23 protein-coding genes are annotated in these 26250 nt (G+C 46.1%); 14 read left to right on the forward strand and 9 right to left on the reverse strand.

The window, feature by feature from the left end; all coding sequences use genetic code 11:
• Positions 1–39 precede the first annotated feature (39 nt).
• A complete protein-coding gene (locus R7Z47_RS04430; protein ID WP_005384344.1) occupies positions 40–642 on the forward strand; it encodes a TetR/AcrR family transcriptional regulator in 603 nt (200 codons plus the stop codon).
• A gap of 151 nt (positions 643–793) precedes the next feature.
• On the opposite strand, the gene R7Z47_RS04435 is transcribed toward R7Z47_RS04430, so the two are convergent.
• On the reverse strand, positions 794–2050 hold the full coding sequence (locus R7Z47_RS04435) for a type 2 secretion system lipase (RefSeq protein WP_017819748.1): 1257 nt from the start codon (positions 2048–2050) through the stop codon (positions 794–796).
• Positions 2051–2516: 466 nt separating this feature from the next.
• On the opposite strand from R7Z47_RS04435, the gene R7Z47_RS04440 reads away from it, so the two are divergent.
• The gene (locus R7Z47_RS04440) at positions 2517–4547 is read left to right on the forward strand and encodes a S8 family serine peptidase (protein WP_025768035.1); all 2031 of its coding nucleotides are present in this window, start codon (positions 2517–2519) and stop codon (positions 4545–4547) included.
• Positions 4548–4556: 9 nt separating this feature from the next.
• Positions 4557–4919 carry an ATPase gene (locus R7Z47_RS04445; protein WP_011999176.1) on the forward strand — a complete coding sequence of 121 codons (363 nt, stop codon included), beginning with the start codon at positions 4557–4559 and terminating at the stop codon, positions 4917–4919.
• Positions 4920–5120: 201 nt separating this feature from the next.
• Here R7Z47_RS04445 and R7Z47_RS04450 read toward each other — a convergent pair whose 3' ends face one another.
• From R7Z47_RS04450 to R7Z47_RS04460, 3 genes are read right to left on the reverse strand one after another with little or no spacing between them, the layout of a single operon-like run.
• Positions 5121–6377, reverse strand: a complete 1257-nt coding sequence (locus R7Z47_RS04450; RefSeq protein ID WP_005384349.1) for a PTS ascorbate transporter subunit IIC — start codon at positions 6375–6377, stop codon at positions 5121–5123.
• Between the two features lie 9 nt (positions 6378–6386).
• On the reverse strand, positions 6387–6674 hold the full coding sequence (locus tag R7Z47_RS04455) for a PTS sugar transporter subunit IIB (protein ID WP_005374080.1): 288 nt from the start codon (positions 6672–6674) through the stop codon (positions 6387–6389).
• A gap of 58 nt (positions 6675–6732) precedes the next feature.
• Positions 6733–7176: a PTS sugar transporter subunit IIA gene (locus tag R7Z47_RS04460; protein WP_005374077.1), complete on the reverse strand. Its 444-nt coding sequence runs from the start codon at positions 7174–7176 to the stop codon at positions 6733–6735.
• Positions 7177–7424: 248 nt separating this feature from the next.
• Between R7Z47_RS04460 and R7Z47_RS04465 the strand changes: the two genes are divergently transcribed.
• Positions 7425–8453 carry a LacI family DNA-binding transcriptional regulator gene (locus tag R7Z47_RS04465; RefSeq protein ID WP_005384358.1) on the forward strand — a complete coding sequence of 343 codons (1029 nt, stop codon included), beginning with the start codon at positions 7425–7427 and terminating at the stop codon, positions 8451–8453.
• 86 nt (positions 8454–8539) lie between these two features.
• Here R7Z47_RS04465 and phnX read toward each other — a convergent pair whose 3' ends face one another.
• The 3 genes from phnX to phnW all read right to left on the reverse strand — a co-directional run bounded on the left by phnX (position 8540) and on the right by phnW (position 11941).
• Positions 8540–9355: a phosphonoacetaldehyde hydrolase gene (phnX, locus tag R7Z47_RS04470; RefSeq protein ID WP_005384359.1), complete on the reverse strand. Its 816-nt coding sequence runs from the start codon at positions 9353–9355 to the stop codon at positions 8540–8542.
• A gap of 76 nt (positions 9356–9431) precedes the next feature.
• A complete protein-coding gene (locus R7Z47_RS04475; protein ID WP_262606719.1) occupies positions 9432–10811 on the reverse strand; it encodes an aspartate aminotransferase family protein in 1380 nt (459 codons plus the stop codon).
• Positions 10812–10837: 26 nt separating this feature from the next.
• Positions 10838–11941, reverse strand: a complete 1104-nt coding sequence (phnW, locus tag R7Z47_RS04480) for a 2-aminoethylphosphonate--pyruvate transaminase (protein WP_262606718.1) — start codon at positions 11939–11941, stop codon at positions 10838–10840.
• Between the two features lie 266 nt (positions 11942–12207).
• On the opposite strand from phnW, the gene R7Z47_RS04485 reads away from it, so the two are divergent.
• The 5 genes from R7Z47_RS04485 (at position 12208) to R7Z47_RS04505 (ending at position 18532) form a co-directional block, all read left to right on the forward strand.
• Positions 12208–13218: a putative 2-aminoethylphosphonate ABC transporter substrate-binding protein gene (locus tag R7Z47_RS04485; protein WP_262606717.1), complete on the forward strand. Its 1011-nt coding sequence runs from the start codon at positions 12208–12210 to the stop codon at positions 13216–13218.
• 788 nt (positions 13219–14006) lie between these two features.
• On the forward strand, positions 14007–15113 hold the full coding sequence (locus R7Z47_RS04490; RefSeq protein WP_005432488.1) for a putative 2-aminoethylphosphonate ABC transporter ATP-binding protein: 1107 nt from the start codon (positions 14007–14009) through the stop codon (positions 15111–15113).
• Positions 15114–15121: 8 nt separating this feature from the next.
• Positions 15122–16846 (forward strand): putative 2-aminoethylphosphonate ABC transporter permease subunit, encoded by a 1725-nt coding sequence (locus R7Z47_RS04495; protein ID WP_213895814.1) that lies wholly within the window; start codon positions 15122–15124, stop codon positions 16844–16846.
• Positions 16847–16855: 9 nt separating this feature from the next.
• A complete protein-coding gene (phnR, locus tag R7Z47_RS04500; RefSeq protein ID WP_005442366.1) occupies positions 16856–17560 on the forward strand; it encodes a phosphonate utilization transcriptional regulator PhnR in 705 nt (234 codons plus the stop codon).
• A gap of 66 nt (positions 17561–17626) precedes the next feature.
• Positions 17627–18532: an EamA family transporter gene (locus R7Z47_RS04505; RefSeq protein ID WP_258485621.1), complete on the forward strand. Its 906-nt coding sequence runs from the start codon at positions 17627–17629 to the stop codon at positions 18530–18532.
• A gap of 68 nt (positions 18533–18600) precedes the next feature.
• Here R7Z47_RS04505 and R7Z47_RS04510 read toward each other — a convergent pair whose 3' ends face one another.
• The gene (locus tag R7Z47_RS04510; RefSeq protein ID WP_053307156.1) at positions 18601–19152 is read right to left on the reverse strand and encodes an outer membrane beta-barrel protein; all 552 of its coding nucleotides are present in this window, start codon (positions 19150–19152) and stop codon (positions 18601–18603) included.
• Positions 19153–19164: 12 nt separating this feature from the next.
• Positions 19165–20091 carry a VirK/YbjX family protein gene (locus R7Z47_RS04515; protein WP_262606716.1) on the reverse strand — a complete coding sequence of 309 codons (927 nt, stop codon included), beginning with the start codon at positions 20089–20091 and terminating at the stop codon, positions 19165–19167.
• A 412-nt stretch (positions 20092–20503) separates the two neighbouring features.
• On the opposite strand from R7Z47_RS04515, the gene R7Z47_RS04520 reads away from it, so the two are divergent.
• The 5 genes from R7Z47_RS04520 to R7Z47_RS04540 all read left to right on the forward strand — a co-directional run bounded on the left by R7Z47_RS04520 (position 20504) and on the right by R7Z47_RS04540 (position 26226).
• Complete coding sequence (locus R7Z47_RS04520) at positions 20504–20863, forward strand: DUF3316 domain-containing protein (RefSeq protein WP_017819758.1); 360 nt, start codon at positions 20504–20506, stop codon at positions 20861–20863.
• A gap of 219 nt (positions 20864–21082) precedes the next feature.
• A complete protein-coding gene (locus tag R7Z47_RS04525; protein ID WP_318129848.1) occupies positions 21083–22483 on the forward strand; it encodes an FAD-dependent oxidoreductase in 1401 nt (466 codons plus the stop codon).
• A 113-nt stretch (positions 22484–22596) separates the two neighbouring features.
• Complete coding sequence (locus R7Z47_RS04530; RefSeq protein WP_017819760.1) at positions 22597–23721, forward strand: M14-type cytosolic carboxypeptidase; 1125 nt, start codon at positions 22597–22599, stop codon at positions 23719–23721.
• A gap of 454 nt (positions 23722–24175) precedes the next feature.
• Complete coding sequence (locus R7Z47_RS04535) at positions 24176–25156, forward strand: OmpA family protein (protein ID WP_104980396.1); 981 nt, start codon at positions 24176–24178, stop codon at positions 25154–25156.
• A 200-nt stretch (positions 25157–25356) separates the two neighbouring features.
• Entirely contained in the window at positions 25357–26226 is an 870-nt protein-coding gene (locus R7Z47_RS04540; protein WP_213893576.1) for a LysR substrate-binding domain-containing protein, read from the forward strand.
• Positions 26227–26250: the final 24 nt, after the last annotated feature.

Raw genomic sequence — 26250 nt, forward strand, 5'->3', positions numbered from 1 at the left:
ATATAAAATTGAGCATATGTTCAAAATTGATAATTGCTCATGGCGAATACAAAGAAATTCCAACGTGATGAAGTGGTGAAAGCCGCCTCGGATCTATTCTGGAAGAAAGGTTTTCATGCAACATCTACACGTGATTTACAAGATAGCGTTAATCTGCGTCCTGGAAGTATTTATGCGACGTTTGGGTCAAAAGAGGGGCTATATTGTGAAGCGCTAAAAATGTACGTTGCGAACTTACAAGCCCTGTTTGAGTTGCATTTAGCTCAGAACACAACGGTTCTAGATGCAATAGAAGCTTTCGCGATTGATGTGGTTATCAATCAGCGAGACTCTAATCCCAGTGAAGTGTGCATGTTAGTCAAATCAGCAAGTGAATTTGCTGAGGATTTTAATGCGCTGCGCAATCAAACAAACAGCTTAGCAAACCAATTTGAATCTTTTCTTGCAAAGCTGTTTGAGCGAGCAATCGAGAATGGCGAAATTGAAGCCCAGGATACATTGCTTCTTGCTCAGTTGTTCCAGGTTCAGTTTACGGGTATACGAGCCTACTCATACCGCAGTGATGATGAAACCTTAAAGACGTTGATCTCTATTATGGTGAACAGCTTCCGCGGTAACGTACCAAAACAGAACGCTGAATGAGACTGCTCAAAGTCAACGTCTCTAAATCAACGGCTTGAAGTAAGCGAGCTCAAATAAACCCGTTATCGGGGGTCGATATCGATAAAAAATGACCACGAAGCATCGTGGTCATTTTTATGCAGATTAACTTGCAATGAACAACAACGGCTTATTAAAAGCGAAACTCTTCTAAGTTATTGCTGCTTTCTAACATTTTTTCAGCCACATAACGATGCGTTGCTGTGGTTGGGTGAGTCACATCCCAGAACACGAACTTATCTGCGCCAGATGCTGCACATTCAGAACGTAATGAGTGAGTGTACATGTAGTCAACAGAGGATGAACGGTTGATGTCTAAGCAAGGGTCGCTTGCATTTACGAAACCGTGTTCTTCTGGTGCCGAGGTTAACTTCTCAAACAGTGCGTGTGTATCAAACAATGCGATGTTGTAGCCTTGGGCTTTGTAGTACATCGCTTGTGCTTTGATGAACTCGTTCATCTTCAATACTTTCGCACGAATCGTTTCAATTTCTTCCTGTGTTGAGTATTTGAACTGTGGTGCTTTGGTTGCATCTGGCAGTGTCATCAACATGAAGTTCTTCGCGCCAGCGTCTGTTAAACGAATCAGAGCTTCAGCGTAATCCGCTTTTACTTCCGGCACGCTACGGTTGTAGTTCATGAAGTCATTTAAACCAAACTCTAACGTAAACAATGTGTTAGCAGGGTTGTAGTTCTTCGCCAGCTTTGTGTAGGTTAAGTAAGAAGAAACTTGTTCGCCGACACCAGTTAGCGCGATGTATTGGTTTTCACCTGCTGCGCCACCAACTGCCCAGTTGTATAGCGGTAAGTTTTTGGCTTTAGCAACGTATTCCGTCCAAACAAAACCGTTTGAGAAGTGACCCAAGAACCAGCTATTCGGGTTAGGGAAGCGCCATTGGGACGCGTTAAAGATGTTGCCTGTATCAGACAAGCTATCGCCCAAAGCCACTACTTTGTTTATTTGATCTGGTTGCATTGCAGCATCATTGCTCCAGATCGTGTGGTTATAAGAATAACGATTGTCAGCAGCAAAAAATGTAATGTCTGCGTTCTCGTTCGCTAGATCTAGTGTTTCTTCACAACGCTGACGAATTACGTTTTGTGAGGTATTGGTGTAGAACATGTTTTTAAATGAAACAGAGCTCCACCAATAGCCATCGATAGTGAAGTCACTACCATCTTGGTTTTTTGCCCATTTCCAATCGGTAGCCGCATCGTCCTTAGAGTGGCTCGTACGATACCAGCATCGAACGTACGTATAAGTTTGATTTTCTTGCGCGCTAACCACTTCAGCCGCAGAAACCATTGCTGGTGATAAAGTTGGCTCCTCTGCAATGGCGGAGGCAAGCGGAAGTAATGCAGTTAATAGTGTGATTGTTTTTTTCATCATTCACTCTTCTTGTAATGGTTATTGTTCCGAATGCGTGAATACGCTCGGCTATAACAGTATTTAGATGAGAATTTTTCTCACTAAACCTTCTAATTCTGAGTAAATGCTCAAGACAGTCAACAACTAAATATTCAATATTTCAGTTTTGGCACCACGGTCAAAAAATCCATTCAGCATAGCAATCGATTAAATGGGTGATATTTAGAATAATTACTCACTAACATTAATTTAACATTCACTTTTTGTTAATTAAGTAATTGCTTTATAAGGTTTTGTAGATAATTTTTAATGTTAACTTAAAGTGTTTATTGAATGATCTTTTGTACAAATTTGTATATTCATGAAACAAATTGTTTGGCATTTTTGCTCTGTAAACTATAGCTGAAGCTCTCATGCAAACATCATGATGATGACTTTTCATGAGAATATAGTGAATAAAAATTAGCTCAAATAAGGAATAGGGCAAATGCACTACACAACAAGTAAAAAACAAGGCTTATTTTCGTTGTCTGCCGTAGCAATAGCACTGACCACTTCGATGTCAGCGTTTGCGGCTCCACCAATGGGATTTGATGAATCTAAGTTACCGACGAAGTACATCGTCAAATTCAAAGAAGATGCAGTCAGCCGTTCTTCAATGGGGGGTAACTCATTCTGGGGGCCACGAATCGCGCAGGAGTCTGTTCTAGAACAGGTGAAGGCACGTAAGGTGGAAAAACTGGGCAATCGCGCCATTTACAGCGTTGAATTGGATGGCGATGACTTAGAGCCGCTTCGCAACCGTAGTGATGTGGAATACGTGGAAGTCGATCCACCTCGCTATTTGCTCAGCGAAACGACTCCATGGGGATATGAAGCGGTTAATGCTCAACTGTTAGCTGACTTCAATGCGGGTAATCGCACTGTATGTATTATCGATTCAGGGTACGACATTTCGCACAACGACCTAAGCGGAAACCGCGTTGCTGGTACTAACGATAGTGGTACGGGATCATGGAGTGATCCGGGTAACAACAATGCCCACGGTACTCACGTCGCGGGTACGATTGCTGCGATTGCCAACACCGAAGGTGTAAAGGGTGTGATGCCAAACCAGAATGTGAATTTGCACATCGTGAAAGTATTTAACGAATCGGGTTGGGGTTACTCATCTGGGCTTGTTAAAGCAATCCAAACCTGTGCCGATAATGGTGCTAACGTTGTGAACATGAGCCTTGGTGGTAGTCAATCAAGCCGAACTGAGCAAAATGCACTGCAAAATATTTACGATCAAGGCGTTCTATTGATCGCCGCAGCGGGTAATGATGGCAATACAGCGCACAGCTATCCAGCTTCTTATGACTCAGTGATGTCTGTTGCGGCTGTTGATAATCAAAATGATCATGCAGCGTTCTCACAATCTACTAATCAAGTTGAGATCTCAGGCCCGGGTGTGGCGATCTTATCAACGGTTACGGTAGGTGAAGGTAAACTTTCTGATATTACCTTGAATGGTGTCAGTCAGTTTGATCGTGGGATTGTTCCTCACAATCGTTTGATCAATAACGGTTCTTCGTATGTTCCGGATCCAATCGCGGGTTCAGTAACTGCAACGCTAGATAGCTGTGATGTCTCTGGCGGTAACTTTAACTGTGGTGATATGTCGGGCAAAATTTGTTTGACTGAGCGTATCGGCAACCAGTCTTCAGGAAACTACCCTGAAGTAGATGCGGTTCAGGCTTGTTACAATGCGGGTGCGCGAGCTGCAATCGTATACAGCAACTCTGAACTACCTGGTTTACAAAACCCTTTCTTGGTAGACACAAACAACGCTTATCGTATGGTTTCGGTAACGGTTGATCGTGCATTTGGTCAAGAGCTATTGGGGTATGTTGGTCAGGAAATTACTGTTGCAACAACCTCTGGTGAAGATTACGAGTACTACAATGGTACATCAATGGCGACACCGCACGTAACGGGCGTAGCTGGCTTGGTGTGGAGTTACCACCCAACCTGTACAGCAGCGCAAGTACGTAATGCCCTAGTGAAAACTGCAACAGATATTGATGTTGCTGGTCGAGACAACCGTACTGGCCACGGCCTAGTTAATGCTGAAGCGGCGAAGCTGTTCTTGGACGCTGGCTGTAATGGACCTGATGGTGGTAGCTCTTCGGACTCTAGCTTCTCAAATACCAGCCCTGTTGCGATTCCAGATAATAAATCTTCTGGCGCAATCAGTGCAGTAGAAGTCGATCGCTCTGGTGATTCAGGCACAGTAAGTATTGACGTTGATATTAGCCACACTTACATCGGTGATCTACGAGTGACTTTAACGTCACCGACTGGTGGAGAAGTTGTACTTCACAATAATACTGGCGGCAGCGCTAACGATATAAAAAACACGTTCCAAGCGGATTTTTCTGGTTTTGAATCGCAAGGCACATGGGAACTAAAAGCGGTGGACAGTGCCAGAAGAGACACAGGCACCATCAACAGTTGGACTCTGACCTTTCAATAAGGAGTGACTATGAAGAAGTTGACCTTACTTTCTTTGTCTGTGGTAGGCGCTACCGCACTATTGGCAATCGGACTGAGCTCAAGCAGCTTGGCAAACAATCAAGGATTTCCTCTCGTGGATGAACGCCAAGATCAAGCCGAGCAGCAACCTGCACGCTACTTTGTTAAGTATCATGAAGGAAAAGAGAGCGAGGTGAGAGCGCTTCTTCGTCAGCACAACATTGAAGTGGTCGACGCTCTGGTGAAACAACACGTGTTGGTTGTGGTGGGTGAACAGGCGGAAGTCGATAAGCTCGCGGATCACGATGCGGTCGAATACACTGAGCAAGAGCCGACAAGAAAGCTGCTATCTAACGGAACTACGCTTCAATAAGCCAAACTTCCTTGAGATAGTGCCAAAAAGAAAAACGCCCCTCACGTGAGGGGCGTTTGTTTTCTTTCTACGATTACTTTCTATAACTGGTTTCTTCTAAAGTCAGTCATTTGCTATGACTATAGATTTTCTAGGATTGATGCCGATGAGCCTATTCCCGCATCAATCAAGTCAGTTATCAGCTAGTCATATTCAGGCTACTTAGCGAACAATCAGACCCAGTAAGATACCAACAGCGCCGAAGTCTGCGTCACTAAAGGTTGTGTTAGCAAAGCCTAGGTCACCAAGCACTGGCATTAGGAATACTGGTAGGAAGGTAATCAGTAGACCTTGTGCAAAAGCACCCAAGATTGCACCGCGACGACCACCTGTAGCGTTACCAAATACACCTGCCGCTGCACCTACAAAGAAGTGTGGAACGACACCAGGGATAATCACAGTAAGCCCCATCACGTAAAGTAGGAACATGCCCAGAAGACCCGCCGCAAAGCTCGATAGGAAGCCAACCAATACTGCGTTTGGTGCGTATGGGAATACAACCGGACAATCAAGCGCAGGTTTCGCGTTTGGTACTAGTTTGTCTGAGATGCCTTTAAACGCCGGAACGATTTCTGCGATAACCATACGTACACCTTGAAGGATAACGTACACACCACCAGCGAATGTGATGGATTGCATCAGCGCGAACATGAACCAGTGCTTACCACCGCTAACTTCGCGTACAAAGTCACCGCCAGCAAAGATACACGTCACCATAAAGATGATGCCCATAGTGAACGAGATTGCTACAGGCGTATCACGTAGGAACAACAAGCTCTTAGGTACGTTCATCTCTTCAGTAGAGTGTTCTTTGTTACCGAACTTGCTGCCAATAAAGCCCGCTAGTACGTAAGAAAGGGTAGAGAAGTGACCAATCGCAACGTCGTCAGAACCTGTTACTTGCTTCATGTACTTGTGAGCAATCGCAGGGAAGAACACCATCACAGAGCCCACAACCAGAGAGCCAAGTGCGATCAGTGGAACACCTTTCATGCCGCTAGAAGCAAGGATCGCCGCTACCATCATCGACATAAATAGCGTGTGGTGACCTGTTAGGAAGATGAATTTCCATGGCGTGAAGCGAGCGATCAAGATGTTCACTAACATACCGAAGAACATGATCATCGCCATCTCTTTACCAAACGCTTCTTGCGCGATAGAGACGATAGCTTCGTTGTTTGGAACCACGCCAGTGATGCCGAACGCGTGTTGGAAAATCGTCGCAAAGTCACCCAGAGAAGTTACAACCAGACCCGCACCCGCACCAAGCACGATGAAACCAAGAATGGTTTTTACCGTGCCTTTAATGCACTCGGTGACCGGTTTTTTCTGGGCAATTAAGCCGATTAGGGCGATAAGACCTACCAGAACCGCCGGCTCTGATAGGACATCGTTCATTAAGAAACTGAAAAATTCCATAACGCCACCTTATAGAGCGCCAAGCTCTTGAAGTGCTACAGATAGACGCTCTTTCATTGCCACTTTGTCGACCATGTTATCAAGCGCAACGATACGTGGTTCAACACCAAGTGCATTCAACTGTTCAACGATGTCGTTAGTACCGATGAAGATGTCACAATCCGTACCTTTTGCAGAACCTAGATCGATATGATCCACTTCTGCGTTTACATTCAATTCTTTCACGATGCCTTTGATGCTCATTTCCATCATTAGGCTAGTACCAAGACCGTGACCGCAAACAACCATAATTTTCATAATTCAGACCTTTTCTTTTTATAGGGGGGTATGCCCATTTCGAAGGGCACATCAGGAGTTAGTATTTTTCGATGACCGCGAGAACATCTTGTGTGTTTTGAGCGGTGCAGATGGCTTCTACATGCTCTTCATTCATAAACAACTCAGCTAGTTTAGAAATCGCATCCACGTGCGAGTTACTGTCTGTCGCGGCTAGCGTAACCAGCATTTTCACTGGATCGTTACCTTCAGAATCGAAGTTCACGCCGCTTTGAATCACCGTGATGGCAAGAGACAAACGGTTAACGCCATCTTCAGGGCGAGCGTGTGGCATTGCCATACCAGGACCTACCACGTAGTAAGGACCGAGCTCTTCGTGTGAGCGGTAAATAGCGTCCACGTAGCTTGGCTCAATCGCGCCATTTTCAATCAGTACTTCACAGGATTTGCTCACCGCATCTTTCCAGTCAGTAGCATCAGAATGGATGCGAATCACATCAGAGGTAATCAGTTCACGTAGCATTGGATCTTTCCGGTTTGTTGTTTTGTTGATGGGTACTTTATCGATCAATTTGTCAGAAAAACCTGAGAATGATCACAAATGGTAGCGCTATCTGATAGCGCTATCATAAATTGTGATAGCGCTACCATTTTTATCAGTCATCCGAGTTTCATATGCTTGTGATCGAGTTCTAATGCGCTAATATCAAAACCACTAAAACGCTGTGGTAAGATGTCGCGGCAGAAAATAGAGAACACTAAATAAGAACAATGAGCGAACCTCGCAAACGAAGAAGTACTGGCAATGTCACCTTGGCGGACGTCGCTAAAAAAGCCGGCGTAGGCACCATGACGGTGTCGAGAGCATTACGAACGCCCGAGCTAGTATCTGACAAGCTGAGAGAAAAGATTCAACAAGTGGTTGATGAGCTCGGCTATATCCCGAATAAAGCGGCAGGGGCTTTGGCGTCTGCTGAAAGTTACTCCATCGCTCTTATCATTCCTTCCCTGTTTGAAAAAGCGTGCGCGCTTTTCTTACCGAGCTTTCAACAAGCGTTGAACAAGGCGGGTTATCAATTGCTGCTTGGTTACAGCGACTACTCGGTAGAGCAAGAAGAGAAACTGCTTTCGACATTTTTTGAGAGCCGTCCAGCCGGAGTGGTGTTGTTTGGTAATGAACACAGCCAACGTACTAATCAGCTTTTGGAAGCCTCGAACACGCCAGTATTGGAAATTGCTGAGTTAAGCTCGAAAGCCAGTTACCTCAATATCGGCGTTGACCATTTTGAGGTGGGTAAAGCCTGTACCAAGCATGTGATTGAACAAGGCTTCAAGAACGTGGGTTTCATTGGTGCGCGTGGCGATCACTCCACTTTGCAACGTAAGCTACACGGCTGGCAAAGCGCGATGATTGAGAACTACCTTGCACCGGACCATTTCTTAACCACCCACGAAGCGCCATCTTCACAATTAGGTGCGGAAGGGTTGGCAAAGTTATTGCTGCGCGATTCAAGTTTGAATGCTCTGGTATGTAGCCATGAAGAGATTGCGATTGGCGCGTTGTTTGAGTGTCACCGCCGAGTGCTGAAAGTCCCGACCGACATTGCGATTATCTGTTTGGAAGGCTCTTCCATGGGTGAGCACGCCTACCCAAGTTTGACCTGCGCGGAATTCGATTACGAACGTATGGGGACGAAAGCCGCAGACAAGTTACTGCAAGCCATTAAAGGTGAGCCTGTAGAGCATGCAACGGACATGGGCTTTAAGCTAAAACGCCGAGCTAGTACTGCGATCAACTAACCTCATTTGGTTAGAAACTAATACGTGATACAAAAAACCTCTCGATGCTGAGAGGTTTTTTTATGCGTGAGAATAGTGACTGTCGACTAAGGACGCTCACCTGCTGCTAGGCGACGTTCGATATCTGCAACCACTTCTGGGAAGTCAGCAATGGTGTCGATAAGGTAGTGCGGCGAGCTCTTGATCAATTTTGCACGCGCTTTTTCACGAGCGGCATCAAGCGTTGCTTCGTCCGCGGCTTGGTATTCTTCAAACGTTAGACCCGCTTCGTTACCAGAAAGCAGCAAACCAACGGTCCACATACCGGCGTTGTGACCTTCATCGATGCCCGGTGCTGCGTCATCCACTTTGATGCACGCATTAACGTCAGTTACATTCAGCTCAATCACATTCTTCAGTGCCATAAATGGTGCCGGGCGACCACCTTGAGGCAGGTCATCCGTTGCTACCACGTAATCCGGTTTGTAGCCGTAATCCGCTGCAACAGGAATCAGCACATCCATCACTTCGCGAGGGTAACCAGAACAAGAACCGATCTTGATGCCTTTGTCTTTCAGACCGTTCACAACTTCAATCACATTAAGGATTGGGTCTGCATGGTCTGCCACTTTTGCTTTTTGCAGAGGCATGAATGCTGCGTAGATAGCGTCGATGTCTTCGCTGGTCATTGAGCGACCAAACTTCTCATTCCAACGCTTATCAACCGCAGGGATGCGACCCACAGCTTGGATGTGATCCCACTTACCAAGTCCCATTGGTTCGCGCGCTTCTTCAAGGTCGATTTCAAAATCAAAGCCTTGTTTGAATGCTTCCACAAAGATGCTGGTTGGCGCAAAAGAGCCGAAATCGACGATAGTGCCAGCCCAGTCAAAGATCACTGCTTGAATTGGTGAGTTGCTCATGTTCAATCCTTTTTCTTGCTTGCTAGAGCGCTTGCCTATATGTTGGAACCGCGCTCTGGATAAATTGGTTTTGAGGTTAGAAGTAGTTAAAGTCTTTGCACACTTTGGCGATGGCTTCTTCAAAGATCGCCAACGCTTCTGTCAGTTGTTCGCGAGTGATGATCAGCGGTGGGCTGAGTTGAATCACATTGCCTTGCGATACCTTGAAGCTCACGCCGTTGTTGAGGCATTGGTACAGCACAGCTTCCGCTTCGTCATACGCGCGCGATTTGCTTTCGTGGTCAGTGACCAACTCAATACCCCACAACATGCCAATGCCACGCACATCACCAATCACTGGGTATTTGGCTTTCATCTCTAGCAGCTTTTCACGCATGAACTGGCTGTCGGCTTTGACTTTATCTAGCAAGCAGTCTTGTTCAATGGCTTCCATAGTTGCCAGTGCTGCAGCACAACCGATAGGGCTTTTCTCATGAGTGTAATGACCCATTGAGATTTGCTCAGCAGTGTTGTATTTGTCTTTGGTTACCATGGCAGCGATAGGCACTAACCCTCCGCCCAAACCTTTACCGATGCAGAGCATATCTGGCTCGATGTCATAGGCTTGGTAGGTAAACCATTCACCGCTGCGACCCATGCCGTTAGGGATGTCGTCGATGATCAGCATGACATTGTGTTTGTCACAGATTTCGCGGATGCGTTTCCAATAGGCTTTACTCGGCACTTGTACGTCGGTATTACGAACCGCTTCTGCGATAAACGCGCCCACGCCACCTTCTTTCTCAATCACGTATTCAAGGTAGTCGGCGTAATGCACGTCGCTGCCGTCCGCGACTGGGAAAGCACCACGGTAAGATACGGCTGGTGGAATGCGCTCAACACCTGCCATTAATGGCCCCATGCCTTGTCGGAAACACGCTTCGCCACCTACTGAGATGGCATCCAATGATGCGCCGTGGAAGGAATCCCACAGAGACACCACCTTGTAGTTTCCCGTGATGTGGCGTGCTAATTTAAGAGCCATACTAACCGCAGATGTGCCACCCGGAGCAAACAGCACGCGGTTCAATTCGCCGCCACAGATTTGGGTGAGTTTTTCGGCACATTCAATCGCGGTCTCGTTGGTAAAACGACGTGGTGAAAACGGCAGTTTGGCAATTTGCTCTTGCACACGTTTAATCACATGCGGGTGACCGTAGCCCAGTTGATGGACGTTATTGCCATGGAAATCCATGTACTTTTTACCGGTAGCATCTTGGATGTAGATGCCTTCTGCTGCTTCCAAGGTATCTAAGCAAGGCGTCGACATGGCTTGATGAAGAAAGACCTCCGAATCACGCTTCAACAATGCTTGTGTGCGTTCATCGTCCATCGATGCATTCCAAGCTTGGCGCGCTGGTGTTGTGTTAACATCGCCTTCGCTGCGGAAGTGGGTCGGTTTGATATTCTGAGTCATAACGCTCTCTCAATCAGAAGGCTGCTTTACGCAACTTGCCAGTACATTGCTTTTTCAATTGCACCGATTAAGCGCTCGATATCTGCTGGGTAAACTTCACCAATGTTGCCGATGCGGAAGCAATCTGCGTTCGATACCTTACCCGGATAGATCACGAAGCCCTGCTCTTTCAAACGTGTGTAGAACGCTTTGAACTGGTAATCACTGTGCGTCGGAGAGTAGAAAGAAGTGATGATTGGCGAGTGAAGGTCATCACTCAGTAGTGGCTCAAACCCCAAAGAACGCATACCTGCAACCAGTGTTTTCTGGTTAGTTTGGTAACGGTGATGACGAGCTTCAATGCCGCCTTCTTGCTCCAGCTCTAATAGTGCTTGGTAGAAAGCGCGAACCGTGTGCGTTGGAGACGTGAAACGCCATTTACCGTGGTTCACTTCCATGCAGTGCCACTGGTCGTAAAGATCAAGGCTCAAAGAACGTGCCTGACCTTGGCACTTTTCGAGCTCAGTTTGTTTTGCAATCACCAAGCCAAAACCCGGTACGCCTTGAATACATTTGTTCGCTGAGCTGATCATAAAATCGATGCCTAGCTCTGCGATATCGATAGGAATGCCACCAAAGCTCGACATGGCATCGAGAATCACGACTTTACCGTGTGCTTTTGCCGCAGAAGCAAATGCCTCAATTGGGTTAAGCATACCAGTGGTTGTCTCACAGTGAACAATTGCCACGTGTGTGATAGCAGGATCCGATGCCAATGCAGTTTCCACCTCGTTCAAGTGTGGCTGTGATGTTTCGCCTGGGGAAACTACATGGCATGGAATATTTAGGTAATCAGCGATCTGAGCGATACGCGCACCGTAAGCACCGTTGTCGACAACCAACAATTTTCCATCTTTGCCAATGGCGCTGCCAATCGTTGCTTCGACTGATGCGGTGCCGCTACCTTGCATTAGTACACTGGTGTAGCCGTCTTGCTCCGTCGCCAGTTTTACAAGCTTAGTGCGGATCACTTCTACAATGTCTTTGTTGTATTCATCATCCCAAGTACACCAGTCTTTTAGCATGGCTTCACGTACCGTTTCAGAAGTAGATAGAGGACCTGGAGTCAGTAGTAGGTATTCGTTTTTCATCTCGATTTCCATCAGAATAGGCTAATTGGTCTACACCAAATTTCGAGTTCACTCTAGCGAGGAAGAAAAGGGCAGTAAATAGGCGAATCTCCAATTTCATAAAACTTTAATATCCAGAAAATGGCGAATCAATTGAACGATTATTCATCGCAAATTTTCGTAAAACTGCCATTTAATGGTCATGATTTCGTCACAAAGGCTCAGTAGGGTGTATATCGTCAACTGGTACAGACCAAATTAAAACTTAGCCAAATTAACTGGAGAAAATGATGAAAAACCGTTTGATGAAAGGATCGCTGGCTGCACTTGTCTCTCTGCTAGCTACGAATGCAATGGCAGCACAGGAAGTCACGGTTTACACCGCTTTCGAAACTGACATTCTTGCTAAATACAAGTCTGCGTTTGAGAAAGATAACCCAGATATCAAGATTAAGTGGGTTCGCGATTCCACCGGTATCATGACGGCGAAATTGCTGGCAGAAAAGAACAACCCTCAAGCGGAAGTGGTTTGGGGTCTTGCTGGCTCGTCAATGGCACTGCTTAAAGATGAGGGGCTTCTTAAGCCTTACACACCAAAAGGTTTGGAAGAGCTGCACGCGAATCTAAACGACCCTCAATCAAACCAAGCTTGGTTCGGTAACGATGCGTTCTTTAACGCAGTTTGTTTCAACGAAGCGGTAGCGAAACAACTTAACCTACCGAAACCAACGTCTTGGGAAGACCTAACGAAGCCGGTTTACAAAGGTCACATTGCAATGCCGAACCCAGCGTCTTCAGGCACTGGCTACATGCAGGTTTCTGCTTGGCTACAAAACATGGGTGAAGATCAGGCATGGAATTACATGCGTGACTTAGACAAGAACATTACACACTACACGCACTCTGGCTCTAAACCATGTGTTCAAGCGGGTATGGGTGAAGTAGCTATCGGTATCTCGATGGCGAGCCGCGGCGCGAAGCTGAAAACACAAGGCGCACCACTAGCGGTTATCACACCAAAAGGCATCGGCTGGGAATCAGAAGCTGTTGGTCTAGTAAAAGAGTCTGATGCAGCGAAACGTGTTGTCGACTGGTCAATCTCTAAAGCAGCAAACGAGCTTTACGTAGAAATGTACCCAGTGGTGGCACATAAAGAAGTGAAAGCGACCGTGTCTAACTTCCCGAACGTTCAAGAGAACATGGCGAAGATGGACTTCGCGCAAATGGGCAGCAAGCGTGCAGAGATTCTAGCGGCTTGGTCTGAGAAGTTCGACGCGAAATCAGAGCCAAAGTCTTAATTGAATTTGCTTGAGTTGAACGCTGAAATCCACCTCGGTTGAGGTGGATTTTTTCGTTTTTAGAAGAGGTGAGAGTAAAAAGCCTAAAAGTAGCAACCCCACCTAACCTCCCCTTGGCTTTAACTTCCCGGGGACTACAACAGTCACGCTGGTAAAGGGGAGGGACTGGTTCTGCATTCGCGAAAAATTCAATTCAAAATGCAACATCACTACACGCTTCGAGTAGATTCTGAATACTCGCCTAGGCTCCTTCAGAATGACGTCGGGAAAGCACCGAACTCACTGCAGCAAAGAAAACTCTCCCTCTTGATAACCACATTCAAATGCTTGGCAAATCATGCCGAAAAAAGGGGAGTTGGAGGAGGTTGTAAGCACCTAACTCAACGTTAAACCATCAACCCCACCTAACCTCCCCTTGGCTTTAACTTCGGGGGACTGCAACAGTCGTGCTAGTAAAGGGGAGAGACTGGTTCAGCATTAGCGGATAATTTAATTCACAATGCAACATCCAACACGCTTCAAGTAGATTCTGAATACTCGCCTAGGCTCCTTCAGAATGACGTCGGGAAGGCACCGAACTCACTGCAGCAAAGAAAACCCTCCCCCTTGATAACCGCGTTCAAATGCTTGGCAAAGCATGTCGAGAAAAGGGGGAGTTGGAGGGGGTTGCAAGTGTGGAAACAAACTTCGCTTCTCTTCATCTATTTGTCATCTTCTGGCTATAAATTTGTCATTGGAACGTAACACTCCAAAATTAAAGTTGGTATATACCATTTGGAGCGTGTGTTATGTCAACTAACCAACATTACCTAAATATCGAAAATGTAGTGAAGCAATTCGGACAGTTCACTGCATTAAAGAAAATCTCGCTAGCGATTGAAAAGGGCGAGTTCGTTTGTTTTCTAGGTCCTTCTGGCTGCGGTAAAACCACCCTATTACGTGCCATTGCAGGTTTAGACTTGCCAACGTCTGGTGCGATTTTTCAAAATGGTCAAGAGACCACATTCCTACCACCAGAGAAACGCGATTTTGGCATCGTATTCCAATCTTACGCACTGTTTCCGAACCTAACTGTGCAAGAGAACATTGCAGTGGGTTTGAAGAACCAAGGTATGTCGACCAAAGAAGCGTTAGAGAAAGTGGATTACTGGTTAGAAACCATTGGTCTTCCAACCTCTGGCGAGAAATTCCCTAACCAACTTTCTGGTGGTCAGCAGCAGCGTGTTGCTTTGGCTCGTGCATTGGCGCTATCTCCGGGTCTACTGTTATTGGATGAGCCGCTGTCAGCGCTGGATGCAAAAGTACGTGTTCACTTACGTGACGAGATTTGTAAGCTGCAACGCAAGCTGGGCATCACCACCATCATGGTTACGCACGATCAGGACGAAGCGCTGTCGATGGCGGATCGTATCGTGGTAATGAACCATGGTGTGATTGAGCAAGTCGGCACACCTCAAGAGATCTACCAACAACCAGCGACGCGCTTTGTTGCTGAGTTTGTCGGCAGCATGAACTTTATAGAAACCTCAGTAGCTACGGACTCCCAAGTACGGATTGCCGAAACCTTGATGCCAGCGCCAAGCTTGACCAATCGTAAGATTCAACGAGGTGACCGCTTCGACCTTGCGGTGCGCCCTGAAAGCATCAAGTTCGTTGAAAACTACACCAACTCTTTACCTGTGCGAGTTACCGCAACCGAGTTTCTAGGGGCGTTTTTCCGCATTGATTGCGTATTGCAAAACGACAGCTCAACGAAAACCATCGTAGTGGATGTGCCTGTGGAAACGGTTCAAAAACTCAATATCAAGGCGGGCGATGTACGTTACATCCAGTTTGCTGAAGAAGGGCTGCATGGTTACGCCGTGCCCTCGGTTGATAAAGCGCTAGCAGCGTAGGTGTAAACATGGATGCGAAGACAATGACGATGAATAGCCTGACCACACAAGACAAAGCAAAATCCTTACTCGGACGTGTTAGCCGCGACAACCTTGTGTTGTTCGGTCTGCTCGCTAGTTTGTCGACCATGATGGTGCTGTTCATCTTAATGCCGCTTTGGGCAATGTTGACCAAGAGTGTGCAAAATGCCAATGGCGAATTCGTTGGTTTGGCAAACTTTGCGACGTACTTTTCTTCTTCAAGCTTGTGGGTGTCGGTGGGCAACACCTTCACTTTGGGCGTGATTGTGACCTCGGTAGTGGGTGTGCTTGCGTTCGGTTATGCCTACGCGCTGACTCGTTCATGCATGCCGTTTAAAGGTTTGTTTCAAATCCTAGGTACTGCGCCAATTCTTGCGCCTTCGTTGTTACCAGCGATCAGTTTGATTTTCCTTTTCGGTAATCAAGGCATTGCCAAAGAGATGCTGTTAGGAAACTCGATTTACGGCGTGATTGGGATCTCGATGGGTTTGATTTTCTGGACCTTCCCTCATGCATTGATGATCTTAACCACTTCACTACGTACTTCAGATTCCCGCTTGTATGAAGCAGCCCGCGCACTTAAAACCTCACCAATCAAAACTTTCTTTATGGTGACGTTACCTGCGGCGAAATACGGTTTGATCAGTACGCTTATCGTCGTCTTTACACTGGTTATCACGGACTTTGGTGTGCCGAAAGTGATTGGTGGCAGCTATAACGTTCTGGCGACTGACATCTTCAAGCAAGTTGTGGGACAGCAAAACTTTGCCATGGGTGCGGTGACCAGCATTATGCTGCTATTTCCTGCGGTAATGGCATTCGGCGCAGACCGCTGGGTACAGAAAAAGCAAAAGAGCTTATTTGACACTCGCTCGGTGCCATATCAGCCAGAACCCAACAAAGCGCGCGACAGCATTTGTTTGGTTTACTGCAGCATCATTTCTATCGCAGTGTTGGCGGTTTTGGGTATGGCGGTGTATGGCTCGTTAGTGACGTTCTGGCCTTGGAATAAAGCGTTGACGCTAAACAACTACAACTTTGCTGAAATGAGCACTTACGGTTGGAGCCCATTCTTCAACTCGCTAACGCTGGCAGGTTGGACAGCGGTTATTGGTACAGCCATCATCTTTGTCGGTGCTTACTGCATTGAGAAAGGGCGTGCGTTCGGTCCAATTCGTCAAGTGATGCAAATGCTCAGCGTGGTGCCAATGGCGGTTCCGGGTATGGTGCTTGGCTTGGGTTACATCTTTTACTTCAATGATGCGAACAATCCTTTGAACGTGCTTTATGGCACCATGGCATTCTTGGTGATTAATACGGTAGTGCATTACTACACGGTGGGTCACATGACCGCCCTGACAGCGCTAAAGCAGTTGCCATCGGAGATTGAAGCCACGGCAGCATCGGTGAAGCTTCCTCAATACAAGTTGTTCTTTAAAGTGACATTACCTGTGTGTTTACCTGCGATTTTGGACATTGCGACTTACTTGTTTGTTAATGCATTGACCACCACTTCTGCGGTAGTATTCCTTTACTCAACCGATACGATTCCGGCTTCGGTCTCGATTCTGAATATGGACGATGCAGGTCAAACTGGCGCTGCAGCGGCAATGGCGGTGATGATTATGATGGCTGCCGCAATTGCGAAGATTGTTCAGATGACTTTGGGTAAATTGTTAGAGAATCGCACACAAGCTTGGCGCAAAAGATAAGGACACTTCGTGCAATACGTAAAAATTAAAGATTCGATTGTTGAACAGATTGAAGCGGGCATGCTATCGCCGCGTCAAAAACTGCCAGCAGAGCGTAAGTTGGCGGAGTCGTTCGATACTACACGCGTCACTCTGCGTGAAGCTTTATCACTACTAGAAGCGGAAGGTCGAATCTATCGCGAAGATCGCCGAGGTTGGTTTATCTCACCTGAGCCATTGCGTTACGACCCCACCCAAACGCTAAACTTCCCGAACATGGCGAAAGCGCAAAATCGTGTGCCAAAAACGGAGTTGGTTGCAGCAAAAGGGACGTTGGCAAACAAACAAGCCGCGCGCTTACTGGACTTGCAACCTTTCTCGGACGTGTATCGAGTCGACCGTGTGCGATACCTTGAAGACAGACCTGTGGTATTCGTAACAAACTACATTCGCCCAGAGCTGTTTCCGAACCTGTTGGATTACGATTTATCAAATTCACTGACGGACATTTACCGCGATCATTATGGCGTGACGTATCAAAAGATTCGCTACCGCATTTCAACCAGCACTTTATTGGGTGAAATGGCTCAGGCACTGCGTGCGACAGCCGGTACGCCCGCGATGGTAGTGGAGCGCATCAACTACAACCAGCACGGTGAGTTGATTGATTGCGATATCGAGTATTGGCGACACGATGCCATCAGCATTGAATCTCTGGCGGAACTCAATCGTTAAGTGGATTTTCTCATCATCTAAGGCTCCATCTCGGGGCCTTTATTTTATTCAGACAGGAACATTGAAATGGATTTGTTGGCGATTGGTCTCGTCGTTTTTTCTGCTGTTCTCCATGCGGGCTGGAATATCCTTGGTAAAAGCAATTCAGGCTCTGGACTCGCGTTTACTATAGCAGCCAGCTTCTCTGCATGTTTCATTCTTACCCCTTATTTGATTTGGTATGTGGCGACCATTGGCTGGACATCATTACCGAGCGAGTTTTGGGGATTGCTGTTCATTAGCGGCATTTCACAAATGGTCTATCTAGTCGGTTTGATTGTCGCTTATAAGCACGCAGACGTGGGGGTGGTTTATCCAATTGCTCGGGCGTTGCCTGTGATGATGGTCGGCGCAATCAGTGTGGCATTAGGGCATGAATTATCCAGTCAGCAGTGGCTTGGATTCTTGCTGATTACCCTTGGTTGTATGCTGGTACCACTGACGAACTTTCGTCAGATGACGCTGAGCTCTTATTTGAACGTCGGTGTGTTCTGGGCATTGATTGCTGCAATAGGCACAACGGGTTACTCGGTGGTCGACAAAGAAGCGCTGAGTTTACTCACAGGACAAGCATCAGAGATCTTGAATGATCAGTACAGTGCGATCTTTTACTTAGGCGTGCAGTTTTGGGCAATTGGTATTCCTGCCCTTGTGTGGTGCTTGGTTACAGGCAAGCCAGATGAGATTAAGACTGCGTGGCAGATCCGCAAAACAGCCAGCATGGCAGGGGTAATGATGGCATCCACCTACGGCTTGGTGCTGTTTGCGATGACCATGACAGACAATGTGAGTTTGGTGGTGGCACTAAGGCAAATAAGCATCGTGTTTGGATTGTTTATGGGGATTTGGTTTCTGTCAGAGAAATGGTATTTCACCCGAGGGCTTGGCGTTACTTCGATCGTGGCGGGGATCATTCTTGCGCTTGCGTATTGACCTATATTCACGAAAAAAGGCAGCGAATGAGCCTCTCGCTGCCTTTTGTATTAACTTGTAAGCGTTGTTTAAAAACGCAGTTGCGCACCAAACATCACGCCACCGGAATCAAAATCACTGTTCTTTGAGTACACATACTCAGCATTCAAACCAAAGTGTTTATAGCTCCAGCCGATACCGCCAGCCGCTTCACCTCCGACACTTGAGTGTTCGATGTTCTTGCTCTGACCGTTCACTTTATAAGTGTATTCGAGAGTGTAGAGAGTGACACCTGCCTTGCCGTACAGTTCGAAACCTGAACCCAGAGGATAGCTAGCATAGCCACTCAAGCGAGGTCCGGAGAAGCTCGTATCGGTGACTTCTGAAATCGGACTCACGAGTATCGAGCCGATACCGTCAAACGCGCCTTTATAACCTGCTTCGATACCAAAGTTATGTGTTGGCATGTAGCGGTAATATATTTCACCTAAGAACATGTCGCCTGATTCTTTGCTTGTCGGAGCATCGTAGTTCACATCGCCATAGCCAATGTTTGTACCTATGATGTGCTCACTGGTTTCTGCGTTGGCTGACAAAGAAAAAGCCGACAACACTAAAGCAGTAATGAATGAATAACGCATGAACGCTTCTCCTTAGCTTTTAGCTTGCTCGCCTTTTAATATTTGTTCGAAAGTGATCTTGGTGTTGTCTAGCCATTCATAACGGCGACGATACATCGAACGCTTAGAGCGCGACATGCCTTCGATATCTCGACGGGGTGCATTTACATCAATTGAGTAAAAATGACGATTGTATTCGGTGCCGCCCAATTCTTGCCAGAGTGCATCGTAATCCGTTTTGATTCGCCCTTTGCTGTAGCGCTTAGCTGCGTAAGTATGGGACTGCGTTTTCACTGCTAGAATCGTATTTACTTCCCAAATTTGTGCGAGCAAAGTGAGCAAGCTCACCATCAAGCTTTTTGGTCTCTGTCCGTAAAGCTTACGAGTTAGCTTTTTAATTTTCGCGTTGTTTTCTTCACTGCTTCGCGGTCCTTGTAAGCCGCCAATCATAATGCTGCGTCCAGATTCGATGTGACCTAGCGTAAAAGAGAGCGTGTAGAAGTTGCCATCTTCAGCGCTGTGCAGCACTAGGCTCATGTCGCCTTCTTTTTGATAACGTGCTTCGTATACTAATCTCACCGAGTACAGTATTTCGTCAATTTCAAAAGAGGCTAATGTTAGGCCTTTCGAGTCTGTGTAGATTTCTTCGATTGTTTGTTTAGAAAACAGTTCTGAAATCGTTTTGTAGTGATCAACCACCAAGTTAGAACGATCGAACGCTGAGTTGCTTTTGATGATATACGGACGAAACGGCTTCTCTAAAAATCGATGCGTACGTGTACAAAGCAACTCTAACAATGACGATTCAATATTGTCTGAAAGGTGCTTAAACGCACGTTTGTAATAAAGCGCACGTAAGATGAACTTAGCTCTGTAGGTCCAAATTGGCTTGTAGACATCAGCATAATCATCTGAGTAAATCGATTTGCTATGGTAAAAAATGGATTTGTTCGCGGTCATTTTCACTCCAGATTAACTTGTGCTCAATAGCGACAATTAAGAACCGACGGACGAGCAGCGAAGAACCCGAAAAGGAGGAATGCAAAGCACGACTGAAAAGAGGTGGTTTTTGCTGTGTCCGACGTTTGTGTAAGGTTTTGAACAGTGTTCTTTTGCTGGAATTCTAAGAGAAAATTGACCTTAGGTATTGTATGGTTTGGTAAGGAAGTGTCAGGTTGAAACCCATTGTTCAAAAGGAAGAAAATGCGAATGTCGGCTGAATATGACGTTGAGTTGCTAAGTTAATGTGAAATAAGTTGAACGAAAATTGAACATTATTTGAAATTGTTTTGACGTGTTTTAGGTCTTTATACGTACCTTATAAGTATCGAGCCAATTTTGGCCCGATGTAAAGGTAAGTAAGGAGAGGTTTATGAAACGCTTAACAACTTTAGCAAGTACGATTGCTCTGATTGCTGCACCTTCTATGGCTCTTGCTGGTGGTTATCAGTGGACAAACGATACCGAAACTATCCATGGCGACGTAATGGATAGCAAACAAGCGGCTTATGAAATGGGCCGAGACATGATCCAAAGCTACCAAAATAAATCATCTGGACAACTCCGTGATGAGTTTACGAGCCTTACAACGTATGTTGATCGCCAATCGTTTTCTATCACTGACTCAAAAGTCATGGTAAATGAGTTCTTGCAAAGTGACGGGCAAGTTGTTTACCAGCCTATTCTCAATGTTCAATACGAGTACCGCATGCGTGATACCGGTAAATACTAACCAGTAAGACGGACTTGAATTGTTTACCACTAATATTTTTTGCTGTTTGTTTTGGGGAGCCACGAGCTCCCCATTTTGTTTTTGTCGAAAGCGAAAATTTTCACACTCTCAGTGCAACATTTTCTATCGCTCAGCGTTAGATTTTCTTGCTCGTTGATTGTCATCATCGTTTGTAAAGTGTTTGCGGAAATGGATGTAACGCACTAACGAGGATACCCGATGACACATCATTCATATTGGTTCAAGCAGGCAATTGAAGCTGAGCAACCAGAAACGCCACAACCGTTACAGCAGAACATTAATACTGACGTTGCGATTGTTGGTGGCGGATACACCGGACTTTGGACCGCGATTATGATTAAGCAGCAATCTCCGGCAAAACAGGTGGTTGTTATCGAAAAGGGCTTATGTGGCAGTGGTGCATCGGGCGCAAACGGCGGTTGTATGCTGACTTGGTCTACCAAGTTCCCGACATTGAAACGGTTATTCGGTGAAGAACATGCTGCTTGGTTAGTAAAAGAGTCGGAACAAGCAGTGCTAGAGATTGACGACTTTTGTCAGCAGCACAACATCGATGCGCAATTATCGTTAAATGGGGTTTATTACACTGCAACCAATCCGGCTCAAACTGGGGGAATGCAGCCAGTTGTGGACGAGTTAAAGCGATTAGAAGTGAACAGTTGGCGTCGTTGCTCGGTGGAGGAACTGCGTGCCAATGCGGGATCGCCGCGCAATATAGAAGGCTTTCACTCTCCAGTTGCAGCCAACGTTCAACCTGCTTTATTGGCGAGAGGATTAAGACGCGTCGCAATGGAGTTGGGTGTTGAAATCTATGAGAATACGCCGATGACGCGTCTAGATTATGGAAAACCTGCCACTGTCTGTACACCTAAAGGAAATGTTCAAGCGCAGCAGGTGGTATTGGCATTAAATGCATGGATGGTGGAGCAGTTTAAACAGTTCAAAAACAGTATCGTGGTGGTCTCTTCCGACATGGTGATCACCAAGCCGCTTGGTGACGCACTACCTCTATCTGGTTGGCAGGCAGGTTCTAGCGTGTTGGATTCACGTATCTTCGTCCACTATTACCGAGATACGCCAGATGGCCGTTTGATGTTGGGGAAAGGCGGCAATCAGTTTTCTTTCAATAACCAAGTTGACGCAATGTTTAACAAGCCAACACGCTACCAAGGTCTACTGCGCAAGTCGTTCGATAAGTTGTTTCCTCATTTGAGAGGGGAGGAGTTTGCTTATTCATGGACGGGGGGCTCTGATCGTTCTGCTACTGGTTTCCCTTTTTTCGGCGAGCTAGATAAACAGAGCAATATCTTTTACGGATTTGGTTATTCAGGCAATGGTGTAGCGCAGACTCGAATGGGCGGAAAAATCTTATCTTCGTTGGCATTGGGAATCGATAATGAATGGACGAAAAGCGGTTTAGCCAAAGGGCCGTTGGGGCATTTCCCGCCAGAGCCATTCCGTTGGACGGGAGCAATGATGGTACGCAACGCGGTACGTCGCAAAGAGGAAGCAGAAGATAACGAGCAGACGCCATTCATCTGGGATAAGTGGCTAGCAAAACTCGCAGGACCAGCAGGCAAAGCGGATAAGCTTGACTAAACTGAAGACTTTAGCCACAAACGAGACAGTTTGCAGTGAAAGTCATTGGGGCGCGATGAAGCCTTGTGTTAGCCTCTGTCTTTCAAGCTCAGATTTAAAAGGTGAGTCATAAAATGAAAGTATTCAGCAACTTCGATAGCGGCAGCATTCACGTAGTGAAAGCGGACGACAAAAACGACATCCAACTCAAAATTCCTAACGACAATATGTCGGAATTCTACCAGTGGTTCCACTTCCGTCTTGAGACAGAAGCCGAGCAATCACACACCATCAAATTGCTTGATTTGGCTAAATCGGCTTATCCAGAAGGATGGCAAGGTTACGATGTGGTTGCGTCTTACGATCGTGAAGAATGGTTCCGAGTACCGGCAGAGTTCGATGGCGACACGCTGACTTTCACTGTAATCCCTGAGCGCAGCTCAATTTACTTCGCGTACTTTGCGCCATACACGTACGATCGTCATTTAGACTTGTTACACATGGCACAAAGCGCGCACCACTGCCAACTTGAAACACTAGGCCACACATTAGACGGCAACGACATGAGCTTGCTTACTTTCGGTGAGCCAGAAGAAGGTAAAAAGAAAATCTGGATGATTGCACGTCAGCACCCAGGTGAGACGATGGCAGAATGGTTCATGGAAGGTATGATCCAACGTCTGTTAGATGAAAACGACACGGTTGCGCGTGCATTGCTTGAAAAAGCGGTGCTTTACGTCGTACCAAACATGAACCCAGACGGTGGTATTCGCGGTCACTTGCGTACCAACGCAGTAGGTGTAAACCTAAATCGTGAATGGCAAACGCCATCAATGGAAAAGAGCCCAGAAGTCTACCTTGTGCGTCAGCGCATGCTGGAAACGGGTGTTGACATGTTTTTAGATATTCATGGCGATGAAGCGATTCCGTATAACTTCGTCGCTGGCTCAGAAGGTATTCCTTCTTACGATGAAAATCTTGCCGCTTTAGAGACATCATTTAAGCAAGCGTTACTGACTATTACGCCAGAGTTCCAAGATGAGATTGGTTACGATAAAGATGAGCCTGGTAAAGCGAATTTGACTGTGGGTTCAAATTGGGTTGCAGAGCAGTTCAAATGCTTGTCTTACACAATCGAAATGCCATTTAAAGATAACAACAATCACCCAGATCCACTTTACGGTTGGTCTCCTGAGCGTAGTGTCTTGTTTGGGCAAGATGTATTAGCTGCAACGTTAACCGTAGCGGATAAAATTTAGCGCGACGAGTTAACGCTTTTTCATTATTTCGAAAACAGCTCATTTAAATGAGCTGTTTTTTTGTGCTCTCCACATCCATGCTCCCCTGTAAAAATTTGTTGCCATTCACAAGCTTAAATGATGATTCTTAAATTTGAGAAAGTGGCTTTTTATGGTGATTTGCGTCACAGAAAGTTGGCTTCTTTGTGATATTCTCCGCAACGAATTGACTATGGCTAAACCAACGCAACGAACTTTATTTTTCGGTTGGGTATGCGGATGAAGCTCATGAATAGATGGTCTTGAGGTTACCTTTTTCCGTTTTACGTCATTGGCGTTTGAATATCATTTTTGATTCTTTCCTACGCTATTTAGCTATTTCTATTCGAAGAAAAGAGAAAGTTACGGCTTCATATTTTACGGCAGTATGCTGCCGCGATGTGTTGCTTTGTGTACAAGAAAAAGGAAAAGAATAATGAAAAAAATCGCTATAGCAGTGGCTACTGTACTTGCTGGTGGTGTGATCTCAAACGTTGCACTTGCTGACACTTACATGGGCGGTAAAGTAGGTTACAACTCTCTAAACGATGCGTGTTACCTAAACGAACCTTGTGACGACGACAGTTTTGCAGCATCTATGCACTTAGGCTACAGCTTCAACAAGTACGTTGCGGCAGAGTATGGTGTTGATTACCTTGGTGACTTCACTGCAAACTTCAAAAAGCCTGGCCTAAACACCGTTGATGGTGATCTTTGGGCATTGACGCTTGCTCCTAAATTTAACCTACCACTAACGGATTCTTGGAATCTATTCGCGAAAGTTGGTGCTGCATACATGATGGCTGGTGACGAGAAAGATTTCGTACCAACTGGCTCTCTGGGTGCTGAATACCAAATCAACTACAACTGGAGCCTACGTGCTGAATACCAACGCTACCAAGATATGTCTGATGATGTAATTGAAGACATGGATTCAGATTTCTTCGGTATCGGTTTCAACTACAAGTTTGGTTCTGAGCCAGTCGTTCAAGAAAAAGCCGTTGAAGAGGCGGTAGAAGCACGTCCTGCAACACGCATTGTAGATCACGTTTACCCTGCTCAAACAACAGCGACAGTACAATTCGACTTAGAAAGTGCAGAAGTGAAAGACGCGTCGAACCTTTCTGGTACCGTTGATTTGATGAATACTTACCCACAAGCTCAAGTTGAGATCACGGGTTACAGCGATACGACAGGTTCTGCTGCTTACAACAAGCAACTCACAGAAAAACGTGCGAAAGCCGTTGCTGACGAGTTCCAAGCAAAAGGTATTGCGGCTGAGCGTATGACAGTGAAAGGCATGGGTGAAGCTAACCCAGTGGCAAGCAACGAGACACGTCAAGGTCGTCAAATGAACCGTCGTGTTGAAGTGGTTGTTCCTGCGTTTGAATACCAAACAACTGAAAAAGCAGAATAATTCCTGCTTAAGATAAAGTTCCAAAAGCCAGCGTGTATCACGCTGGCTTTTTTGATCCCGCTTAACAAACTAAGTAGTTGTGTAGAAACATAGTTATATCGGGACGCTTTGACATATGCTCAACATACGTAAACTCAGCACCTTCATCAATTTGTCATCACCAGTTCATAGCATGACAGCTAAATGTCTGGGAGAATGATATGCAAAGTTTACCGCCGCTCAATTTGCTCCGAGCTTTTGAAGCCACGGCGCGACTACAGAGTTTTACAAAAGCCGCAGAGGAGCTAAATGTGACTCGTGCGGCCGTAAGCCAACAGGTGAAATCGCTAGAGTCACAGCTCAATGCGACGTTATTCGAGCGCAAGGGCACGCACCTTACGCTGACCTGCTCAGCACAAGAATACTGGCCTGTGGTTAATCATGTGCTTCAAACATTATCGACCACGACGCAGCATTTATTTACTCGTCCCAAGAATACGCAAGTTAACTTACATGTCGCTCACAGCTTTTGCTCTCAGTGGTTAATGCCAAGGTTGGCTGATTTTCAGCGACAATTCCCAGACATTTCCTTTAAAATCTCGACCACTGCTAATACGGTTCCAAACGCCAGTGCGATTGCGGATATCGAAATTATTAACGGAGATGGAGATTGGCAAGAGCAAGAAGCCATACGATTAACCCAAGAAAACTGGATTGTTGTCGCAAGCCCCGGCTTTATGCATTTAAACCCGATAAATGACCTCTCGCAGTTAGCTAAAGCTCCTAAAATCTGTACTAGCGGTTATCATGAATCTTGGCAAGAGTGGCTTTCACACCAAGGTTACCAAGGGAAGGTGAGCAAAGTCGTCGCCGAGTTTGAACACTCATTGCTTGCTATTCATGCTGCGATTAATCAACTTGGCGTGTTGCTGGTAAGAGACTTTCTTGTTGAGGATGAGCTGCAACAGGGCGTATTAGTCCAGGCTGGAAATTGGCATATGCCAAGTTCTGGTGCACATTATATGGTGGTTCGAGTATCCGAAAAATCACACGTAAACACCTTTGCTCAATGGTTAATACAGAGTCTTTAATGTTCGTTCAGCGAGTAAGTAGAG

The organism is Vibrio sp. 1641 (assembly GCF_033339995.1).
GTDB lineage: Bacteria > Pseudomonadota > Gammaproteobacteria > Enterobacterales > Vibrionaceae > Vibrio > Vibrio alginolyticus.

Bases quoted from the DNA above. Each gene is read 5' to 3' on its own strand.
- R7Z47_RS04435 (WP_017819748.1), bottom strand. From the start codon at position 2,050: ATGATGAAAAAAACAATCACACTATTAACTGCATTACTTCCGCTTGCC.
- R7Z47_RS04505 (WP_258485621.1), top strand. From the start codon at position 17,627: ATGGATTTGTTGGCGATTGGTCTCGTCGTTTTTTCTGCTGTTCTCCAT.
- R7Z47_RS04445 (WP_011999176.1), top strand. From the start codon at position 4,557: ATGAAGAAGTTGACCTTACTTTCTTTGTCTGTGGTAGGCGCTACCGCA.
- R7Z47_RS04430 (WP_005384344.1), top strand. From the start codon at position 40: ATGGCGAATACAAAGAAATTCCAACGTGATGAAGTGGTGAAAGCCGCC.
- R7Z47_RS04460 (WP_005374077.1), bottom strand. From the start codon at position 7,176: ATGCTACGTGAACTGATTACCTCTGATGTGATTCGCATCCATTCTGAT.
- R7Z47_RS04495 (WP_213895814.1), top strand. From the start codon at position 15,122: ATGGATGCGAAGACAATGACGATGAATAGCCTGACCACACAAGACAAA.
- phnX (WP_005384359.1), bottom strand. From the start codon at position 9,355: ATGAGCAACTCACCAATTCAAGCAGTGATCTTTGACTGGGCTGGCACT.
- R7Z47_RS04540 (WP_213893576.1), top strand. From the start codon at position 25,357: ATGCAAAGTTTACCGCCGCTCAATTTGCTCCGAGCTTTTGAAGCCACG.
- R7Z47_RS04510 (WP_053307156.1), bottom strand. From the start codon at position 19,152: ATGCGTTATTCATTCATTACTGCTTTAGTGTTGTCGGCTTTTTCTTTG.
- R7Z47_RS04515 (WP_262606716.1), bottom strand. From the start codon at position 20,091: ATGACCGCGAACAAATCCATTTTTTACCATAGCAAATCGATTTACTCA.
- R7Z47_RS04485 (WP_262606717.1), top strand. From the start codon at position 12,208: ATGATGAAAAACCGTTTGATGAAAGGATCGCTGGCTGCACTTGTCTCT.
- R7Z47_RS04440 (WP_025768035.1), top strand. From the start codon at position 2,517: ATGCACTACACAACAAGTAAAAAACAAGGCTTATTTTCGTTGTCTGCC.
- R7Z47_RS04455 (WP_005374080.1), bottom strand. From the start codon at position 6,674: ATGAAAATTATGGTTGTTTGCGGTCACGGTCTTGGTACTAGCCTAATG.
- R7Z47_RS04465 (WP_005384358.1), top strand. From the start codon at position 7,425: ATGAGCGAACCTCGCAAACGAAGAAGTACTGGCAATGTCACCTTGGCG.
- R7Z47_RS04475 (WP_262606719.1), bottom strand. From the start codon at position 10,811: ATGACTCAGAATATCAAACCGACCCACTTCCGCAGCGAAGGCGATGTT.
- R7Z47_RS04535 (WP_104980396.1), top strand. From the start codon at position 24,176: ATGAAAAAAATCGCTATAGCAGTGGCTACTGTACTTGCTGGTGGTGTG.
- R7Z47_RS04450 (WP_005384349.1), bottom strand. From the start codon at position 6,377: ATGGAATTTTTCAGTTTCTTAATGAACGATGTCCTATCAGAGCCGGCG.
- R7Z47_RS04490 (WP_005432488.1), top strand. From the start codon at position 14,007: ATGTCAACTAACCAACATTACCTAAATATCGAAAATGTAGTGAAGCAA.
- R7Z47_RS04525 (WP_318129848.1), top strand. From the start codon at position 21,083: ATGACACATCATTCATATTGGTTCAAGCAGGCAATTGAAGCTGAGCAA.
- R7Z47_RS04530 (WP_017819760.1), top strand. From the start codon at position 22,597: ATGAAAGTATTCAGCAACTTCGATAGCGGCAGCATTCACGTAGTGAAA.
- R7Z47_RS04520 (WP_017819758.1), top strand. From the start codon at position 20,504: ATGAAACGCTTAACAACTTTAGCAAGTACGATTGCTCTGATTGCTGCA.
- phnW (WP_262606718.1), bottom strand. From the start codon at position 11,941: ATGAAAAACGAATACCTACTACTGACTCCAGGTCCTCTATCTACTTCT.